Below are 20,137 nucleotides of genomic sequence, written 5' to 3'. Positions count from 1 at the left end.
GGTTGAGATTTTGGACCGTCACGTTTTGTGTGCAACCCGTGTTTCGTCGTCGCTATAACAGGTGAAAGGGTAGCGTAAAATAACCGTATGCGTATTGATACCCATGTTCATTCCACAGCTTCAGACTCGACACTCACTCCTTCTCAGTTGATGTGGCATGCGCGCGAATCAGGATTGGGCGCCATAGCCATCACAGACCATGATACGATGAATGGCTGGGAAGAGGCAGTATCTCTCGTCGAAAAAACTGGTGTTGGACTGATACGAGGCATTGAAATGTCCTCAAAATATCTCGGAATTACCACGCATATCTTAGGGTATCTTTACGATCCGGAAAACGCTCAAATCGTCGAACATTGCAACAGCGTCAGAAAGTCCCGATTCACGCGAACCCATGCTATGGTAGAACTTCTTTCGAAAGATTACCCGATTGGCTGGGAGGATGTGAAAGAGGTTGCCGAAGATGGCGCCACACTTGGTCGCCCACATATCGCCGACGCTCTCGTCGCGAAGGGAATCACTTCCAACCGCAGTGAAGCTTTTCAACATATCCTTCACCCGCGATCGCCATATTATGTGGAACACTATGCCCCCAACACTCTCGATGTTGTTCGCTGGATAACCGAGGCCGGTGGACGCGCCGTATTTGCTCACCCGGTCGCCCCGCATCGTAACAAAGTTGTGCCCTGGGAGTTATTTGGCATGTTGCGTGACGCAGGTTTGTGGGGCGTTGAAATTTATCATCGAGATAATGCCCTAGATCTTGCGGAAAAACTCAAGGTGGAAGCCCGCGAACTCGGCCTGGAAATTTTCGGTTCCAGTGACTATCACGGGAGTGGAAAGCCCAATCTTTTGGGCGAAAACACGACGGAATTTGAGGTGGTTCAGCGCATGGAAGAAGGCGCGTTTTTGCCGATTTTGTGGCCGTAGTTGGCGTAATGGCCTAATGTTGTAGGGGTGTGGGGGCGTAGTGTCCTAATGCCACAGTGGCGCAATGTCGTAGGGGCGTAGTGGCCGTGTGCGTGTTTTCGTTGGGTTTGGTGCGCCCCGCAGATTTTGTGGGTAATTGATTGATGTTTGGTTACGGGTGTCCGATGTGTGCCTTAGTCGTTGAGTCCCGAGACGAGTCGACGACGACGTCGCGTTGATGAAGACGCGGTTTTCTTGCCGGCTTGCGTGCCCTGCTCTTGACGAGGCTCGCCAAGTTTTCGGCGGATACGTCCGGCCGTACCTGTGGTTTTCGTGGTTTCCTGGTGCTTTTGTGTATTTTTACGTGCGCGCCCTGATTTTCTTGATTCTCCAGTGCGTGCCGAACGCTTCGAACGGCTCCCACGAGCTCGACTTTTCCGCCCAGTTTCGCCAAGATTTTCCATTTCTTCGGCATCTATTCCGGCGAGTGTGCGTTGCGAAGAGGGAAGTTCTCCGGTTACCCCTTCAGGAATCCCTAAATCTGTGTAGAGATGTTCTGAAGTGTGGTAGGTTTCCACAGGCTCGGATATTCCCAAATTTAGCTGATTATTGATCATGCTCCAGCGGGTCATATCTTCCCAGTCAACAAAAGTAACAGCTGTTCCTTTGTTCCCTGCACGCCCCGTGCGCCCAATCCTGTGAACATAGATTTTTTCATCGTCGGGACACTGATAATTAATAACATGAGTCACGTCATCAACATCAATACCACGCGCGGCAACATCGGTTGCCACAAGAACATCAATTTTTCCCTTACGGAAAGCACGCAACGCCTGTTCGCGCGCACTTTGCCCCAAATCTCCGTGAAGGGAACCCGTGGCAAACCCGCGCCGTTCCAAACCGTCCGCAAGATTCTGGGCACTGCGTTTTGTTCGCGTGAAAATAATGGTGCGCCCACGCCCATCAGCCTGAAGAATACGAGCCAGAACTTCTTCTCTATTCATATTGTGCGTGCGGTACACAACCTGCCGGATGTTCCGGCTCGTAACTGTATCGTCGTCGGGATCTTGGGCACGAATATGGGTGGGCGTTATCATGTAACGGCGAGCCATGGCGATAACGGGCCCCGGCATCGTCGCCGAAAACAACATGGTGTGGCGCCGAGCGGGAACTTTAGAAAGAATGGCCTCCACATCCTCAAGGAAACCGAGGTCAAGCATTTCGTCCGCCTCATCAAGCACAACAGTGCTCACGTAACTCACATTCAGGATGTGGCGTTTCATGAGATCCAAAATGCGCCCCGGAGTTCCAACCACAATTTCCGCACCGCGCGCCAACGCCTTTTGCTGAGGTTCGTAAGCAATTCCGCCATAAATATCAACAATTCTTAAGGCTCGATGAGCCGCTGCGTTACGCAACTCGACGGCCACCTGCAGTGCAAGTTCGCGCGTTGGAAGAACCACAAGCCCCTGAGGTTTCCCCGCAACTTTTTCGGGAAGATCGTCCCAGCCCTCTTCACCAGGCCCCACACAGTTTTCAATCATCGGGATTCCAAAACCGAGAGTTTTACCCGTACCTGTTTTCGCCTGTCCAATAATGTCCTTACGTTTTAAGGCGACGGGCAAGGTGAGTGCCTGAATTGGGAAAGGGTGGGTTATTCCGTGCTCTTTGAGCGCTTCGACGATACTTGCGCAAACACCAAGATCTTCAAAAGTCATGTCCTGTGTATCTTCAGCGCTTCCCGTGATGTTTGCGCGTGGTGACGTATCTCGCGGAGTGTGAGCGTTGGAAGAATTAATGACTCCAGAAACCATGGTGAACCTATTTTCTTACAGTTTGTTTTTGTTGTGGGTTGTGTGCGGGGTTTTGTTGTGGGTTGTGCGCTACTTGTTGAGTTTTAGGTGAGAGGACGCTTCACCGGTTTGATTTTAGCGGGCTTGGTGACGTGTGATTTCCTCATGTTCGCGGGTTTGCGATTTCAGCGACCCTATCACCATTGGCGTAATGCGTGATTTCCTCATGTTCGCGGGTTTGCGGCTCACGCTGCGCACAGCTTGGCGGGAGGCGTCGTTAAAAATTTTACAACCCGAAACCTACGCGCCTTGTATCGGCTTCACGAATTTCGACGAACGCTATCGCTTTGGCGGCAATAGAAAATTCACGGTTCTTCTTCGCTTCCAGGTGAAGAATGCCCTCGGATTCAATCGCGAGATTCACGCGTTCGCGAATAACTTCTGCAGTTAAATCCGTTTCGAAAGTGACATCGCGTGCTGAATCTTTAAAACCAATAACAACTTCCATATTTCCTCAAACTTTCTGATACACGTTTCTTGGGTTCTGTATTACCGTATTGATATGTGCCATGCAGGCGTGCAACGCGTATGTTGCGTACGTATCATCAACTGGGTTGGGATAATATACGACGACGGCATCGCGTACTTTTTCACGCGGGGACGTGTTGTCCAGATGTGTGGACAAACTACAGGGCTACGTTGATGAATTTGACACATACAACTAATAGTCTAGTCGGAAACAACTCGGAACTGTTACATCTGGATAATTCTTTCTTCAAAAGCGATATTTTGAGGAAATTTATCAGCAAAAATTGGCGAATTCTTGCGGTTTTCGTCGTCGAAAAAAGTTCGTGCAATTTTTAATGCTGGAGCTACCCCTTATCCTGGATATACGCAGGGCAACGGTAGAAAAGAAAGGATTCGCTATGTTTATCGGAGCGCAACACCTCGATTCATCACAGGTGAAAGCACGCGATATTGCGGTAGGTAGCGAAACAGGGGTGAGCATTGTGGGGGTGCCCGGAAGCGGGAAAACCACGGTTCTTGCGAATATTGTTCAGGAATATATACGTAGGAGAGGGGAGGAAAATGGCAGGATTGCTGTTATTACTCAAGATCGGCGTGCAGCGTCGATTTTGCGTAATAATTTGACACGCGCTATTGGTTATCGCCCACAATGGTTAACGGTCAATACGTTGTCATCTTTTGCTTTCACCATTGTGCAAGCCTACGCGCAAGCCAGAGGCAGAGATAATCCAGAACTTATTACTGGCCCGGAAGAAGATCAAATTATTGCCCAAATTCTTACCAGCGAAGAAACTGGCATAAAGTATCCGGATTTCATCACTGGTGATATACGCAAACTTCCAGGTTTTAGGCAAGAATTACGCAACCTCATCACACGTAGTCGAGAGTTGGGGTTAACTTCTGCGGACATGGAACGCCTTTCCTCCCAAGGGATCGTTCCCTATCTTCAGGGTGAGATGTGGAAACTTGCTGCACAGGTCATGGATATTTATGAAAATGCACTCGATATGCAGGATGCATTAGCAGGATCTTTAGCAAGTCCGGATCGATTAGATCATGCACAGTTAGTGGCAACGGCTGCTCACATGCTAGATGAATGGGATGCCTCGGGTAGTAAACGTCCCGTATGGGATGCTGTACTCGTTGATGATATTCAAAATGCTCCACGCTCGATTCTTATTCTTTTACGTCAGCTTCAACGTGATGGGGCACGAATTATTGTCGCCGGAGATCCAGATTCAGCTGTGCAAGGCTTTAGAGGCGGAGTTGCGTCCTTACCGGGAGATGTGTGTTTAGCGTGGCCAGCAGGATTAGGTTTAACCAGGGCTATTCTCAATGTTAGGCATCGGGCCCACCCTGGCATCCATCAAGCATCACAAGATATTACACAACATATACGAATTGCGGGCGGGCAGGCACAACACCGTATTGATGCATATGTTGAAGCAAGTTCAAATAGAGAAAACCGGCTTTCTCAACGCGATGACGCAGAAGGCGGGTTATCTCAACGTGAAGATACGGAATGCGAGCTTTTTGAATGCGAAGATGCAGAAAGTGGGCTTTTTGAACGCGAAGATACGGAGTGCCGGCTTTTTGAATGCGAAGATAATGAAGATACGCGTTGCGTGAAGAGTGATTCTACAGCTCCAGCTTGTGAACAAGTAGATGCAGAATCTACGGTTTGCGGGCAGGCTGATGTTAAGAACATAATTTCTGGGCAAACATGCATTGCGGATTTTCAGGGATTACGTGCAGCCAGTTTCATTCATTCTTCAGAAGAACAAGCCTATGTTGCCGCATACATTGAAGAACTTCACCAATCCTACGGGTATAACTATTCAGATATTGCCGTGTGTACGCGCTCGCGAGCTACGCATTATCCTTTGCGTCAGACGCTAACTCAGGCAGGAATAACGGTGGAAACCATAGGAAGCGAAGATCCGTTGAAAATCCACCCCGTTGTTCGCGCTCTGTTAGATCTTGTCTATCTGGCAACAGGGTGCGAAAAAATCACTCCTTCAGGCGAAGGCGAACAGGTAAAGGAACCTCTCGTTAGCGATATTTTGCGTTCGCCACTTATTGATCTTAATGCTGTGCAATTACAGCGAACATTACGTGGATTACGTGCGCAAGCCATGGCTGAGGGAAAGCAGGGATATGAGCTCGATAGTCAACAATTATTGAACGAAGCTGTGCGTAACGGTGCCACGTCAACAAAAAACCGCACGGTTGTGGCGCTCGCCCGAACTATTCAAGAAATTCAAAAGGAATACGAAAAATCTTCAGGGCAGGCTGAGCGAGTCATGTGGGTTGCGTGGGATAGTTGCAAAGTTGCCGAAAAATGGCAAAAACAAGCGCTTTCAGGAGAAGCAGAAGCAGAAAATGCTGGTGACAATCTTGATGCGGTCATACAAATGTTCCGAATCGTTCAACGTATGGCAGATCGCCAACCCAATGTCCACATTCAAGATTTCCTTGAAACCATGGAGCGTCAAGAGTTACCAGAAGATACGATTGCCAAATCTGCAACGCCAACAGAAGCGGTAGCGCTCATTACGCCATCCTCATCGCAAGGGCGAGAATGGAAACACGTCATTATTATGGGGCTCCAAGATGGAGTATGGCCGAATATGCGAAGGCGAGATGCACTCACAGCAACAGGACTGTTGGAAGATATTGTCGTCGGGGCAATAGATACAGAAAGTCTTGGAAAATACAACACCGAGCAACTCACTGCCCGAATCGCTGAAAACTCCCTCGACAGTGTGTTCGACGATGAACTGCGCCAGCTACACTATGCGCTTACTCGAGCAAGCCACAGTGTTTTATTGACAACCACATCAAACTCTTCCCAACAACCCTCACGATTATTGAAAATTATGGGATTTGTGCCCGATCCCGAAGTGGAGGAGGGGCGTTTCCCACGAACAATGCAAGAGGTTGAGGAGCCTTACGGTGTACGGCGTCGTCCAGTTACCAGGCTCGATGATTCAGCGTGGACAATCAACGTGAACACTCCAGTAAATGCTGAGGATAACGAGGCAAGAAACACAAAGAAAAAAACTGGAAAAAACTCGGGCGCAAGCGCCAGTAGTTTGTCGGATAATGCGGGTGGTAGCTTGTCCGATAACGCGGGTGGTAGCTTGTCCGATAATGCCGATAATAACACCCTAGGGAACAAGGGAAATCATCTGAAAAATCCAAGATATCAACAAAAAATTGTTCACCAACCCGTTGCGCCACGATTCATGGATATGGCAGAAGTTGTTGGACGTTTACGAAACTCGGGTGAAGAAGGGCAGCGCGTTCTCAAAGAACTCATGATGCAGGGTTGCGCAGAAGCTCATAGCACCCTCTTTTTCGACGAATATCAGCCCACAACAGAACAAGAAACCGAGGTAGAACAGCTGAGTATTAGCCCCTCCAGCGTCGAAAGCTGGTTGAAAAGTCCCCTGGATGCGTTCCTCTCCGCAAACGGTTTAACTTCTCAGGAAAACAGGGAAGCAAGTGAATTAGGAACTCTCATTCACGGAATTGGGGAAACGATATCGAAAGAATATGGAGACAAACCTGATCTTGACGTTATGAAACAGATGTTGAGGCAACGATGGCCGGGTAACTATGAAGAAGAACAAGCCCACATGTACACCTCTGCCGAATACCTCAAAGCCGAACATATGGTTGAGGCGCTCTATGAATTCCTCGCCTATTCGAATCTGGGAGGATATAGTAGCACTCATACCTTATGTGAAGCTGAAAAACGTGTTGCACACACGTTTAATGGTTCGCGAGTAAGCGGAACGATGGATCGTCTCATGGAGACATCCAGCGGATATGTTGTTGTGGACTACAAAACTGGGGCAACTAAGCCGTCGAAAAAAGAAGCTGAGACACATCCACAAATGCAGGTATATCAATGGTTATTAGCCCAAGAAGAAAAGCCAAGCCAAGGTGCCTACCTCATTTATCTTCACCCCAATCACGAAACAAAGAAACAAAAATGGGCAGAAAGACAACAGGAGGCGTGCGAACCGTGGACGCTCCGCGCCATTGAAGAACAACTCACAGAAGTTCAACACCTCATGAGTTCCGGAAAAATACCGGTGAATAAAGTATACGAAGATACAACTAGCGTGGGCAGAGTTAGAAAAGTGCACCCACTCGAAGCAGAAGGGCGGATGTTCTCATGATAAACAGCGAAGCATATGCAAAAATAAACGACGGGAAATTCCCGCCAACGCCCGAACAAGAACAGGTTATTGTGTGCGAAGAGCCAGGCATCCTCGTTATTGCGGGGGCAGGGTCGGGAAAAACCAAGACCATGACGGACCGTATTGCCTACCATGTGGCGGCTGGAAACGTAAAACCCGGGCAGGTACTTGGACTAACCTTTACAAACAAAGCGGCCGGGGAACTGAAAGAACGCGTTACCAAACGTCTTCACGCGCTCAACCTCATGGGGAATTTTGAGAGTCCAGAAGGTGATGTTCATGTCGTATTCAAACAACCCACTATTAGCACCTATAATTCTTTCGCCTCAGATATTGCCTCCACGTATGGAGTTCTTGTAGGAGCCGATCCATCCAACAGACTCATGACGGAAGCTGATAGATACTCGCTTATGCGGCGCGTCATTCAACAGCTACCTCAATCTCCAGCATTGGCTCCACTCCAAGACATCTCATTATCCTCGGCCATCACACAAGCGCTAACCATATCGGACGGCTTAATTAATAACGGTGTTAGCCTGCAGGAAGCCAGGATATTCTGCAAACAAGAATCCGCAAAACTCAAGGATTTTATTGAAGATTCAAGCACAATCAGAAAACCACGCCACCCTAAGGCATCGCTAGCTTTCAGTGCATTAAAAAAGAAAAACACACCCGAGGTTATTCTTGCCCTTCTCCAGGCAGTAGAAAATTACCATCAGATAAAAAAAGACGAGCATCTCTCCGAATTCGCTGATCAAGTATCCACAGCGGCACACATTGTTGAAAAGTTCCCCTTCGTCGCACAAGAAATATCGTCACGATACCGTCTCGTTCTTCTCGACGAATACCAAGATACCGACGTCAACCAGGCACGATTCCTCATTCGCGCACTGACCGCACACAAGGGAGAAAACCTTTCCATCACGGCGGTAGGGGATCCCAACCAAGCCATTTACGGTTGGCGTGGAGCTAGCGCATCGGCACTCGAAAACTTTGCTGAAAGTATGAAAGAAGTATTTGGAGGCGTTCAAAGACTTCACCTATCAACAGCATTTAGGAATGATAAAGCCGTTCTTGTTGCTGGAAATGCGGTCACCACAGAAATACCTCTGCCAGAAACCGTTGAAGATACACCGATTGTGCACAAAATGAAGAAAAGTTCGTCAACAGTGCTCGCCCTTGAACCACGTAAAGGCGCAGGAGAAGGAATTGTTCGTGACGTGAGAACACTCATGCGTGAAGAATCCTATCAGGCAATCGCTAGGCGAATACTTGACGTTTATGAGAACGTCAGAAAAGAAAACGACATACGCAAAGCCCAAGGCAAAGAAGCACGAGGTGCAGAAATAGCTGTACTTTGCCGGAAACGTTCCCAATTTGATGACGTCGTTAACGCATTACACGAAGCCGACCCTCAACACAAAATCATTCGCTACGAAATTATTGGTGGAGAAAGTCTAGTTAAACGCCCAGAAATTATCACCCTACGCGCACTTCTTAGCGCCGCAAACAACCCCGCTAGAGGCGACGCCCTCGCACGTCTCATTACCTACTGGAATATTGGTGTCCGTGATATTCGCGAACTAGCACGATGGGCAAGAGAATACACGTCTATACAGGTTCGCCGCCTTGAAGAAAAAGAAAAAACCGAAAACACTCTCAATATTCGCGACGAAACAAATATGTTAGAAGCTCTCGACGCCATTGTGGAGAACCGCATATTTACCCAATGGTTGGAAAAAGCACGTAAAGAAAACCGGGGAATAACAGAAGAAGGAGTAAGCCGTTTAGAACATATCGCCAAAGCGTTACAATCCATGCGACGTGTTGCATCCCAACCACTAGCAGATCAAGTAAAAACAGCAATAACACTGCTAGGCCTAGATATTGCGGTATCAAGCCGATCACAAGGTAAACAACGCGTCCAAACATCCATTGAACAATTTGTTGCAGTAGCGCGAGAATACGGAAAAATCCATGCGACAACCAACCCCGTCGACTTTATCAACTGGCTAGATATTGTTGAAGAACAAGAACACGGTGGGGAAGAAGAAGCCGGTGAAGATATAGCCATCCTCGACGAAGAAAAAGAAGTCAACCCAGGAGTCGTACAAATCATGACAATCCATGCCTCCAAAGGCTTGGAATGGAAAGACCTCGTTGTTATTCCCGATATGGTGACATCAGGGTTATCAACCATAACGGAACGGGTAAAAGCCTGGCCACAAAATTCTGGAGTTTTTCCCTACCCCTTACGTAGCGACTACGAATATTTAGGGCAATTCCGGCTCGCCGACATGACAGACAAAAAAGAAACAGCAAGCCAATACGCGGAATTCAAAGACTACCTATGTTGGAAGGAAAGCGAAGAAGCACGACGTTTAGCGTATGTTGCCTTCACTCGCGCAAGTAAAGAACTCATGCTCGTCGGATACGCATTTAAAGACCTAGACGATGTTGGTAAAAAAGTAGCCAAGTACGAAAAAGACTTAGAAAAATTGGAGAAAGCCAGCACTTCAAACAAAAAAAGCTCATCAAAAACAACGCAAACCGCAAAGGATCCAAGCGACATAGATGAAGAACGCCGACTACTCGAAATAGCGGGGATTACAGCAGAAGAACCATCCGTATTTTTGATGAACGTCCGAGATGAATGCGCACGCCTTAGCGTTCCCCTCCATCATGGAGAAGAACACTGGGAAGACGCATTAAAATATCAGGCGCCCAACTCCTTTAGCGTGGAACAACTCCGGGAAATTTTCGAAGAATCTGTTCTCCATCCTTCCGATGAAACAAAAGTTGTGGATTATCTGGATGCACCAGAAACCCTTTATTGGCCACACGATAACGCCCGAAGCCTTCCCCGAGAAACACAGCAACTCAGCGAGGAAGAAAAAGAACACATCTATACGGCATTACGTCGCTTCACCGAAAAAACTTACGGTAAACAGCATGACGAAAATAAACCCCCTGTAAAACCACGCTTAGGGACAACTCATGAAGGAGACATGAAATTCAATGAAGAAATAGGCGAAAACGCAAAGAAAACCCCAGGTAAAACAAGCACACCTGAGGCTACGCCACTATCCGGCATAAAGTTAGAGCGTGAATACTATACGGCGAGTGACATCGTCGGATTATCAGAATATGCAGACACGTACGAAAAACAACTCCTTCGCCCCATACCCCTTCAACCATCAAGAGCTGCGCGATTAGGCACACTGCTTCATGCAAAAATTGCGGAGTCGTACGACAAAGTTGCAACATTGGACATCGATTTTGCTGACGAATGGGAAAACGAAGGAATTGCCACCGAAAAAGACATAGAAAAACTTTGGGATAACTATATGAACTCCGAATTCTCCACATATCCACCCCTCGGAATTGAAGAAGCCATGGAAATAGTTATCGACGGGAAAATTATTCGATGCACCATTGATGCAATTCTCGACACAAGCTCTGCGCCAAACCGTAAAAACATCACCATCGTCGATTGGAAAACAGGCAGACGCCCAGATGAAAAACAACTAGCATCACGCGAACTTCAGTTAGCGCTCTATCGGCTCGCGTGGGCACGCACACATAACATACCCATCGAAGAAATCGACGCCAGCTTTATCTACCTGAAAGAAAAACCCGAAAAAATGGAGGTGAAAGTAGGCAAACTCAGTGAAAAAGATATTCTTTCCCGCATGCCGAAGTAAACGCAGAGGTAAACACTTACTTAGCGAAAAGATATTCTTTCCCGCATGCCGAAATAAACGCAGAGGTAAACACTTACTTAGCGAAAAGATATTCTTTCCCGCATGCCGAAATAAACGCCGAAGTAAACACCCACAAAATTACCGCTATTTTAGGGATTTTTAGGATGAGCCGAGGAATGCGGTTCATCTTGAGAATTGTCAGCCAAACCAGAGTCAGCTAAACCAGAGCCGGCCACATTAGAGTCAGCGGTACCTGGGGCGGTTGCTGCGGTTAGAGCGGTTTCAATAAAATCAGGTGCGGTGACTGCTGTTTCAACAGTGTCCGCCCCATTTCGGTTCGTCGCATTTTCGCCGTAAGATGCCGGCTGGAAAGCGCTGTTATTAAAAGTAGCTCGTTCACCATCGTGGTTAAGGAAGGTCGATTCTGTCACTCCATCATAAGCAGGCTGTTGATTCTCGGCATTTGCCGTCGCGAATTCCGGTTCTGCCCAGTTATCACTAGTGGCAACGGTAGAAGACGAGGCTTCGTACTCGTACTGTGCACGCAAATCCTCGGTCAAATCACCCAACATTTGCACTGCATCATTGCGAATTTCCCGATTTCCGTTGCGCACACCGTACAACAACCAACGAATAATCGCGAACTCGGACGTGAAAGTAATACGATCGAAATCCTTTTGCGTCAACTCAACATTACGAGTATTCTCATATGCTCCAATGAAAGCACTCCACTGCTGGTCGCTTAAATTCAACAAAGGAACAATATCGCGAGCCGGATCGCCAACATGAGCCTCGCCAAGTCCCAAAACCGTTGAAATAGAGCCATTAGACCACAAGAAATTATCGGCGGCAACATCTCCATGAACAACCGTAGGAACGAAATCCCACATGGAATCGTCGTCCAAAACCTCACCCCAACGAGTGCGAAGCAATGTTGGAATCGTTGTTTCTTTCTGCGCAGTCTCCAACTCAACACGCACACGCTCACGCCACTGTTGAGACGTATAAATCGGCAAGCCACTACGTCCAATCAAATCTTCGTTAAGAGAATGAATCGAGGCAATTGTACGCCCCAATGCGCGAGCCTCGTCCGCCGTCAAACTCTCAAATTCAAGCATTTTCCCGAAAGGCTCAGGGTAAACCACCGCGCGCCCACCGGTTTCAACGGACGCAAAACCCGCAGGGCGCATCACATCAAAAGGCAGATTTCCAGCACGTAGCTCCTCAAGTAACTGAGGGGCAAACGCAATTTCCGCTTCCAATGTTGTCGCAGCCGTTTGATTCCGTGGAACCTTCACAACCCAATTTCGACCCTGAGCATCCAACACACACCCAGAAGTAAAATCTTCTGTCTCAATAAAAGGCTGGCGCGTGGACACAATATCGACGTCCAAAGCACCTACGGCTAACGCGGCAAGATAAAGCGGGGAAATATTCACATCACTAATTTAGCCGAAAAATACTCCAAGAGCCTACACATCTCTCCGCGCGCCACGAATCAGACGCTTCAAGCTGGGCATAAAGAGCTATGCGCCACGAATCTGTGCGATATGGTGAATAAAATAGAGTGTTGCGAAACTAGCGTCGCAAACCACATGGCGCGTGTGGCGTGTAGGGAAGCGCGTGCTACAAACTACGTTACAGTGTGGTATGTAAGCAGGCGTGTGCTACGAAACCAAGTGATTCGAGCCGGTACAAATCAGGTGCTCCGGATTGCGCGCCACGAATCAAGTTTTCGCAGATAGAATCACAAGAGTGCTATGCCTGCCATGTTTTCGCGCTTGTACGCTACGCATGCTGTACCCTATATTGCGTGAGCGAATATTCAGAAACACTTAGCAACTTACGCAATATTTATGCGCAGGTCGAAATCGTCATGAACCCCGAAAAACTCCGCGAGCAAGTGGAGAAACTCACCGAAGCATCACTCGCCCCGGATTTATGGGAAGATCTCGAACGCGCGCAGGCCGTGAACTCCAAACTCAGCCACGCACAAAGCGAACTGAAAAAACTCACTGAATTCTCCTCGCGCCTGGAAGACGCCGAAACCCTACTCCTCATGGCGCAAGAGGAGCTTCTTAATGATCAAGACATGGCACACGAACTCATGTCCGACCTCAAAAAAGACCTCGCCACACTCGCCCGCGACCTCGAAGAACTCCACATTCGCACACTCCTTTCAGGCAAGTACGACGAACGAGATGCAGTTGTCACCATTAGAAGTGGCGCCGGGGGAGTAGACGCGGCGGACTGGGCACAAATGCTCCAACGCATGTACCTACGCTGGGCAGAACGCCACGGTTATGCAACAAAAGTATTGGATACATCCTACGCCGAAGAAGCCGGACTGAAATCTACAACTTTTGAAGTGAGCGCACCATACGCATATGGAACACTCTCGGTAGAAGCCGGAACGCATCGCCTTGTGCGCATTTCGCCTTTTGATAACCAGGGGAGGCGTCAGACATCCTTCGCTGCCGTCGAAGTTATTCCCGTCATTGAAAAAACAGATCATATTGACGTGCCCGACAGCGATATTCGCATCGACGTTTTCCGTTCTTCCGGCCCCGGAGGTCAGTCCGTGAACACCACGGACTCCGCCGTTCGTATCACCCACTTACCAACCGGAATAGTGGTGAGTATGCAAGACGAAAAATCTCAAATCCAAAACCGTGCGGCGGCGATGCGCGTGCTCCAATCGCGCCTGCTTTTGCTCAAACAGGAGGAAGAAGCCCGTGAAAAGAAAGAACTTGCGGGCGATATTAAAGCATCCTGGGGCGACCAAATGCGATCCTATGTTTTACAGCCCTACCAAATGGTCAAAGATTTGCGCACAGGTTACGAATCCGGAAACGTTGATGCAATTTTCGACGGAGAAATCGACGACTTCATTGACGCCGGAATTCGGTGGCGCGCAACCGGTGAAACAGTAAAAGACGAAAATTAGCGTGCTAATCCACAGTCAAATCCAGCCACTGATGTGTCATGTTGAGATGTTGCTGTGGTACACCTTCCACAATATAGTCGGACCACTGGTGAGTCCTGTTGAGAAGTGGCTGTGGCGCACCTTGCACATTCCATTCTAAAATGTGCGGCGCGTCATGTTACACGTGTGTAATTTTCGCGTATCCTAAAGTGCGAAACGTTTCACATAAAGGCAGGCTATGATCACATTTGATAAAGTCACGAAACTCTATGAAAAAGGTGCAAAACCAGCTCTAGACGGCGTGACAGTAGATATTGATCGAGGAGAATTCGTATTCCTCGTTGGCCCATCCGGTTCAGGAAAATCAACAATGATTGGTCTTATTATGGCCGAAATTCGCCCAACGGCAGGGCGTGTTGATGTTCTCGGACGTGACCTTTCTACAGTATCCGCACGGCGTGTGCCACTTCTTCGTCGTCGTATTGGTACGGTTTTCCAAGATTTTCGTCTCCTTAAAGACAAAAACGTCTACGATAACGTTGCCCTCGCGCTTCAAGTGATTGGCGCACCACGCCACCGCATCAAAACAGAAGTTCCTGAAGTTCTTCAGCTAGTAGGGCTAGATGGAAAAGAAAATCGTCGTATTAACGAACTATCTGGTGGTGAACAGCAGCGCGTCACTATTGCACGCGCAATGGTTAACCGCCCCGAAATTCTTCTTGCCGACGAACCCACCGGAAACCTTGATCAAAATACCGGCCTTTCCATCATGCGCATCCTGGACCGCATTAATCGCGCCGGAACAACCGTTGTTATGGCAACCCACGATGCCACAGTCGTGAATCAGATGCGTAAACGCGTTATCGAGCTAAGCAACGGTGTTATTGTCCGCGACCAAGCACGCGGACAATACGGAGGAGGACAAAAATAATGCGTTTTCGTTTTGTTTTATCTCAAACATTTAAAGGTCTTATCCACAATAAAGCGATGGCAGTCTCGGTTGCCCTGGTTACTTTCGTCTCCCTCCTTTTCGTCGGTGCAGCAGCCCTGTTTCAAACCCAAATCGGGCATTTGAAAAGCGAATGGTATAACAAGGTTGAAGTTTCAGTCTTTATGTGTGCCACCAACGATTCGGCTGAGCCATGCGCCGGCGTGGAGGCAACCGAACAACAAATTAAAGACGTTCGTAAAGCGCTGTCAACCCAGCCACTTGCTGGCCAAATTGAAAGTTTCGAGTTTGAAACAAAGCAGCAGGCCTACGAAAACTACAAGCGTCAAATCGGGGATAGCGTGTGGCGCGATACCGTCACAGCAGACCAAATGCAGGTATCCTACCGAATTAAATTAAAAGACCCGGAAAAATATCAGGTCATCGTTGAGGATCTTTCCGGCCGCCCCGGCGTCCAAACCGTTCACGACCAACGCGAACAAGTTGAACCCATTTTCGCCACTCTCAACCGCTTCACAGCTATTGCGGGTGGGCTCGCTGCGGTCATGATTCTTACGGCACTAATGCTCATCCCCACAACGATTCGCCTCTCCGCAATGTCCCGTGAAACAGAAACGGGAATTATGCGTTACGTGGGAGCCTCGAATTTCTTCATTGAACTTCCCTTCATTCTTGAGGGCATTATCGCCTCCCTTACCGGAGCGATTCTTGCCTCGGGGGGCCTGTGGCTCGGTGTCCATTTCCTGCTCGAAAAATGGATTGGAAAATCGCTACCGTGGATTCATGTGGTGAGTACAGGAGATTTGTGGTCCGTCGTCCCGTGGATGATTATTGGATCCATTGTTGTTTCAGGTGGTGCGTCGTGGATTGCTTTGCGCCGTTATGCTCGCGTCTAGTGAGGGTAAGGGATTGAGTTTTTCGACGACGAAAGTCGCCATTCGTCAATAATTGTTTTCGTGAAAGGAATGAGCATATGCGTTTCGCACGCAGTTCACGCATAGTGGCATTAAGTGCTACTGTGGCGTTGATTGCCGGTGGTTTGTCCACGTCTCAAGCCGATGAACGAGATGATTTGATTCGTAAACAGCGGCAACAGGAGCAGCAGATTCAGAATCTCCAGTCCTCCCTTGAGGGCGTGAATGTGGATCTGCAAAAAACATATGTGAAACTTGAGGAAACAAAGGCTCAAATTCCGGGCGTTCAAGCGGAGTTGCTGGTAGCGCAAGGCGAGCTCGCGGCAGCTCAACGCGAACAGGAGCAGGTTGCGGCGCGTTTGGATGCGGCCAAGGGCGAGTTGGGGACGATCACAACACAGATTGCTGACGGTGAAGCTCAGCTGAATGAGACGAAGGATTCACTGGCTAGCATTGCTCGTGCCGAATATCGTGGGGATAACAAAATTTCGACGATTGACCTTCTTGTTGGCGCCAAATCCTCAGATGATTTCTTCAATTCCTTGACGGCAAGTCAGGCCGTACATCGCATTCAGTCGCAAACCTTAACAACTGTTTCTCAGACGACGGCGGGTAATAAAACACGTCAGCGTCGCCAAAAGGCCGTGGAGCAAACGATTGGGGAATTAAAGGCCGAGGCCGATAAGGTCGTACAGACAAAGGCCGCGAAGGAAGCGGAAACATCTGCGAAGAAAGCAGCTTTGGAACAGCTCGAAAGTAGCGTCACCGCGCAGACTGTCGCGCTTGAATCACTCAAGGGTGAATTCCAGAGTTCGATTAGCTCCATGAATGCCGCGAAAAATGACACGGCTGCTGAAATTGCGCGTATTGATGCGGAGGCGGCACGTCAGCGCGCCGCAGCGAATAGTGGTGGTGGCGGGCAATCAGGTGGGGGTGCCCCAGCCCCTTCCGGCGCGTTGATTCCGCCGATTCCTCAGCCACTTGTTGTAACATCTCCGTACGGTATGCGTTGGTATCCTTTCGGCGGGTATTTCTTCCACCAGGGCGTGGATTTGCGTTCTGCCTGCGGTAATCCTCAGGTCGCTGCCGCGTCCGGTACAGTGGCGTCGGTTCGTGGCGCATACGGTAACGATACACACGGAAACCAGATATTCATTAACCACGGCGTGATAGGTGGCTCAAGTTATATTACTGTGTACAACCACTTATCCGGTTTTGCGGTACGTGTTGGCCAGAGAGTCTCACAAGGTCAGGTTATTGGCTACACGGGAGCGACGGGTATGGTGACGGGTTGCCACGTCCACTTCGAAGTATGGAAAAACGGGGACACGATTAATCCGATGGGGTTGCCTGGATTCTAAGTGGTGTTTAATGTAGAGGTGTTGTGGTCAGCACGACACCTCTACGTATCACTCGTTACCCGACAAACAAGATAGGGATTTTGCCCTCAGAATATGTGTTTGTGTGCAACGCGTCGATCTTTTGCTACTGGGTTTTCGACGTAGTGACCTGTTAAAATACATAGTTCGGCTTGAGGAAAGAAGGGGGAGAGAAATGGCGAAAAAATGGAAAGAGCCTAAGCTCACCGCCGCTCAGAAAGCCAAGCAGGCATCTGACGAGAAAAAGATTGTTGCCCGGAATAAGAAGGCACGCCACGATTACTTTATTGAAGATACTTACGAGGCGGGTTTATCCTTGGCGGGTTCCGAGGTGAAGGCTTTGCGTGCAGGACGCGCCTCCCTTGTTGATGCGTGGGTTGAGGTTGATCGGTATAACCAGGCGTGGGTTCACGGGGTGAATATTCCCGTCTACGCCGCTGCATCATGGACGAATCACGCGCCTGTCCGCAAACGTCGCCTGCTTCTCCATAAGGCAGAAATCACTAAACTTGCTCGCGCTGTGGACTCGAAGGGTTACACGATTGTGCCCCTCGAACTGTATTTTGTCCGGGGTTATGCGAAACTTCAAATTGCTTTAGCTCGCGGTAAGCAGGAGTGGGATAAGCGTGAAACATTACGACGGCGTGAAGCCGATCGTGAGGCAGAGCGTGCAATGAGTGCCGCACGCCGCCGTGCCCGCGGGTAGTAAAGTTTACCCGCGGGCACGGATTGTTAATTCTTCGTCTGCGTTAACTGCATCTACAGTTAATTCTTCGCCTTGGTCACGGCATTAACCAGTAGCGTGGTGAATTCTGTTGCCCCCACAGTCCCGCCAATCAACCCCGCCATCAAATCAGACAAAATATCGCCGTACAGGTTTTCCGTGACAATCACATCGAATTGACGCGGATTTATGACGAAGTTGATGTGTACCGAAGCTGATGTGCGATGAAGCGGATGTTCGACGAAGCGGATGTTCGATGAAGGTTTGCGAATTTCGACGTTACGTAAGGCGCGGGATGCCGGTTTTTGGCGTGTAAAACGATCCGGACTTTGGTTTGAGACGTGTAATTTTTAGGTGCCGGTTTTCGTCGTAAGAAGTCGTAAAAAGAGGCGAGGGAAGTCTGGACATACGGGCGTATTCGTTATAAAATTATATATTCGCGTGGGCGCTTTACGTGTTTGCGTGCGGTTAGTTGATAACTGAATAAGGGGATGATCGGTTTCGACGGCGATAGTTAGTCGGAGGGAAGCGGGTCGAGGATTAGAGTCCACTCGTTAACGATTCTCTAAAAACTATAGGTGCCAAGAACAAGAGCACCGATTTCGCCCTCGCTGCTTAATCTATAGCGACTTGCGAAATCTGCTGAACTATATGTGCTTTCCGTATAGACCTCAGCATCGTTAAGAAAGCCACTGGGTTACGCGTTTGCTACGGGCGCGTGGCCGACACCTAACATAGATAGGTTCGTCAAAGCCTCGTTCGCGTGGAACTTTGGAGCCGAAAACAACTACCAGCGAACTGCACCCGGAGAAGACTCTGGTGCCTATCGTCGGACGGGGGTTCAATTCCCCCCATCTCCACCATCTGCACTCAACTTTGGATACAAAAGTGTGAGTGTGGCACGAACCCCTCGGGTTCCGGGTTTTACCTAGTAGAACAAGGAATTCGAGGGGTTTGTTGCGCCTCTGGCGTGACATGAGGCGGGCATGGAAGCGGGTGCTTGGTCTGGTGACGCGTGAACTATAGTGGCTGGTCACCCGCACGGATCCACAAGGACACAAGTCTTTCGGCGTTCGCATGTCGCGCAAGATCATGTGCGGGGACTGCACACGAATGTTCGGGCGAAAGACGTGGCATTCAAGCACCTCGAATCGTGTGGTTGTGTAGGAGTGCCCGACGAACTACGTCAAGCGTGGTACCTGTCAAACTGGCCACCTCTACCAAGAGGTTCTGCTGGCCAAGATAGTCGAGGCCATGCAAGCGCTCGCCGTACGCAACGACCGCGTAGCCGACCTCGTCGTCGACGCTCTGCGCGCCATCGGTGTGCAGCGACGCCAATCGACGCTCTACACGGCTATCTCGGCGAGCCAATCTGCTAGCTGCGGGGGTGTAAAACAATGTACGGGTTTGTTCTCGACCATAAGGTTAGCTCTAAAGGCCTGGGTATCCGTTTTTGCGCACCTGTAGAGATCCCAGCTACCGCCATGGGCGTAGACGATATTGAGGTGTCAGGACGCTCCGGCACTCTTACCCGCCTTAAAGGGTTGTAAGACAATGTTTTAATGGCTAAAATGCTTAATAGTCCGAAACATCAATATTTGCCCTCAAAAATAAATTATGGCATAGGAAGCGGAAAGTCCCCCCCCATGAAAATTTCGTTCAAGCGAACCCTGTCTCTACTACTGGCACTGGCATTGATACTTCCGGCGGCAGTGATACTTTCCCGGCCGCTGACAGCTGACGCCGCGGAAACCAGCAAATACCAAAATTCCATGGAACTGGAACCAGCGAAGCTTCCTGCTGGCACAACGACGGAAAAGTTCGTCGAGAATCCGAAGCAGCCAGATATCTACACCCTCCGTAGCGATTATCGGGTTGAGAGAGATGGAGACTATGCCATCAATTACCAGCCCTATGTGGCGACAGTAGGGGCAGATGCTACTCAAGAAGAAAAAGACAAGGTAAATAAGACTATTAACCTCCCGGATTTCCTGGGTTACGTCAAGCCTCAAGATAATTTCCATATCAACTACGACACGGTGGTTAACGAAGCTAAAACTGGCGAACAGAGTGGCGATGATGTATGCGGAAAGACCTATC

General features: G+C 49.1%; 12 protein-coding genes, 1 other RNA gene and 2 pseudogenes. 11 read left to right on the top strand and 4 right to left on the bottom strand.

The genetic code is table 11. The features are described from left to right. Nucleotides 1–87 precede the first annotated feature (87 nt). The gene (locus G445_RS0105860) at nt 88–930 is read left to right on the top strand and encodes a PHP domain-containing protein (RefSeq protein WP_022866616.1); all 843 of its coding nucleotides are present in this window, start codon (nt 88–90) and stop codon (nt 928–930) included. A gap of 173 nt (nt 931–1,103) precedes the next feature. Here the strand turns inward: G445_RS0105860 and G445_RS0105855 are convergent, their stop codons facing one another. After that, nucleotides 1,104–2,723: a DEAD/DEAH box helicase gene (locus G445_RS0105855; protein WP_022866615.1), complete on the bottom strand. Its 1,620-nt coding sequence runs from the start codon at nt 2,721–2,723 to the stop codon at nt 1,104–1,106. Between the two features lie 265 nt (nt 2,724–2,988). Beyond that, nucleotides 2,989–3,210 carry a DUF3107 domain-containing protein gene (locus G445_RS0105850; RefSeq protein ID WP_022866614.1) on the bottom strand — a complete coding sequence of 74 codons (222 nt, stop codon included), beginning with the start codon at nt 3,208–3,210 and terminating at the stop codon, nt 2,989–2,991. Nucleotides 3,211–3,553: 343 nt separating this feature from the next. Between G445_RS0105850 and G445_RS0105845 the strand changes: the two genes are divergently transcribed. Together G445_RS0105845 and G445_RS0105840 are read left to right on the top strand one after the other, a co-directional pair. Then, nucleotides 3,554–7,420: a UrvD/REP family ATP-dependent DNA helicase gene (locus tag G445_RS0105845; RefSeq protein ID WP_156825560.1), complete on the top strand. Its 3,867-nt coding sequence runs from the start codon at nt 3,554–3,556 to the stop codon at nt 7,418–7,420. Then, entirely contained in the window at nt 7,417–11,145 is a 3,729-nt protein-coding gene (locus tag G445_RS0105840) for an ATP-dependent DNA helicase (RefSeq protein WP_022866612.1), read from the top strand. The genes G445_RS0105845 and G445_RS0105840 overlap by 4 nt, the downstream gene beginning before the upstream one ends. Nucleotides 11,146–11,294: 149 nt before the next feature. On the opposite strand, the gene G445_RS09975 is transcribed toward G445_RS0105840, so the two are convergent. Next, nucleotides 11,295–12,584, bottom strand: a complete 1,290-nt coding sequence (locus G445_RS09975; RefSeq protein WP_022866611.1) for a phosphotransferase — start codon at nt 12,582–12,584, stop codon at nt 11,295–11,297. Nucleotides 12,585–13,021: 437 nt separating this feature from the next. Here G445_RS09975 and prfB point away from each other — a divergent pair, with 437 nt between their 5' ends. The 5 genes from prfB (at nt 13,022) to smpB (ending at nt 18,019) form a co-directional block, all read left to right on the top strand. Then, nucleotides 13,022–14,092 (top strand): peptide chain release factor 2, encoded by a 1,071-nt coding sequence (gene prfB, locus G445_RS0105830; protein ID WP_407636592.1) that lies wholly within the window; start codon nt 13,022–13,024, stop codon nt 14,090–14,092. 217 nt (nt 14,093–14,309) lie between these two features. Then, entirely contained in the window at nt 14,310–15,002 is a 693-nt protein-coding gene (gene ftsE, locus G445_RS0105825) for a cell division ATP-binding protein FtsE (protein ID WP_022866609.1), read from the top strand. After that, nucleotides 15,002–15,916, top strand: a complete 915-nt coding sequence (ftsX, locus tag G445_RS0105820) for a permease-like cell division protein FtsX (RefSeq protein ID WP_022866608.1) — start codon at nt 15,002–15,004, stop codon at nt 15,914–15,916. Before ftsE ends, ftsX begins: the two co-directional genes overlap by 1 nt. Nucleotides 15,917–15,993: 77 nt before the next feature. Then, on the top strand, nt 15,994–17,295 hold the full coding sequence (locus G445_RS0105815; protein WP_022866607.1) for a murein hydrolase activator EnvC family protein: 1,302 nt from the start codon (nt 15,994–15,996) through the stop codon (nt 17,293–17,295). A 193-nt stretch (nt 17,296–17,488) separates the two neighbouring features. Continuing rightward, complete coding sequence (gene smpB / locus G445_RS0105810; protein WP_022866606.1) at nt 17,489–18,019, top strand: SsrA-binding protein SmpB; 531 nt, start codon at nt 17,489–17,491, stop codon at nt 18,017–18,019. A 122-nt stretch (nt 18,020–18,141) separates the two neighbouring features. Here the strand turns inward: smpB and G445_RS11935 are convergent. Continuing rightward, nucleotides 18,142–18,288: pseudogene (locus G445_RS11935) on the bottom strand (isocitrate/isopropylmalate family dehydrogenase); the annotation flags it as partial. 236 nt (nt 18,289–18,524) lie between these two features. On the opposite strand from G445_RS11935, the gene ssrA reads away from it, so the two are divergent. The 3 genes and pseudogenes from ssrA to G445_RS09970 all read left to right on the top strand — a co-directional run. Next, nucleotides 18,525–18,900: a transfer-messenger RNA gene (ssrA, locus tag G445_RS11200) on the top strand. Nucleotides 18,901–19,434: 534 nt separating this feature from the next. After that, nucleotides 19,435–19,587, top strand: a complete 153-nt coding sequence (locus G445_RS11505) for a hypothetical protein (protein ID WP_156825559.1) — start codon at nt 19,435–19,437, stop codon at nt 19,585–19,587. A 12-nt stretch (nt 19,588–19,599) separates the two neighbouring features. Beyond that, a pseudogene (locus G445_RS09970) lies at nt 19,600–20,137 on the top strand (hypothetical protein); the annotation flags it as partial.

Origin of the sequence: Actinotignum urinale DSM 15805 (genome assembly GCF_000420445.1) — a bacterium.
Taxonomy (GTDB): Bacteria; Actinomycetota; Actinomycetes; order Actinomycetales; family Actinomycetaceae; genus Actinotignum; species Actinotignum urinale.
The sequence above is the reverse complement of the archived record's forward strand: the minus strand, read 5'-3'. Positions and strand labels throughout refer to the sequence as shown.

What these genes read in the sequence shown, in the direction of transcription:
- G445_RS0105860 (WP_022866616.1), top strand. Translation starts at nt 88, where the DNA reads ATGCGTATTGATACCCATGTTCATTCCACAGCTTCAGACTCGACACTC.
- G445_RS0105855 (WP_022866615.1), bottom strand. Translation starts at nt 2,723, where the DNA reads ATGGTTTCTGGAGTCATTAATTCTTCCAACGCTCACACTCCGCGAGAT.
- G445_RS0105850 (WP_022866614.1), bottom strand. Translation starts at nt 3,210, where the DNA reads ATGGAAGTTGTTATTGGTTTTAAAGATTCAGCACGCGATGTCACTTTC.
- G445_RS0105840 (WP_022866612.1), top strand. Translation starts at nt 7,417, where the DNA reads ATGATAAACAGCGAAGCATATGCAAAAATAAACGACGGGAAATTCCCG.
- prfB (WP_407636592.1), top strand. Translation starts at nt 13,022, where the DNA reads ATGAACCCCGAAAAACTCCGCGAGCAAGTGGAGAAACTCACCGAAGCA.
- ftsE (WP_022866609.1), top strand. Translation starts at nt 14,310, where the DNA reads ATGATCACATTTGATAAAGTCACGAAACTCTATGAAAAAGGTGCAAAA.
- ftsX (WP_022866608.1), top strand. Translation starts at nt 15,002, where the DNA reads ATGCGTTTTCGTTTTGTTTTATCTCAAACATTTAAAGGTCTTATCCAC.
- G445_RS0105815 (WP_022866607.1), top strand. Translation starts at nt 15,994, where the DNA reads ATGCGTTTCGCACGCAGTTCACGCATAGTGGCATTAAGTGCTACTGTG.
- smpB (WP_022866606.1), top strand. Translation starts at nt 17,489, where the DNA reads ATGGCGAAAAAATGGAAAGAGCCTAAGCTCACCGCCGCTCAGAAAGCC.
- G445_RS11505 (WP_156825559.1), top strand. Translation starts at nt 19,435, where the DNA reads ATGTACGGGTTTGTTCTCGACCATAAGGTTAGCTCTAAAGGCCTGGGT.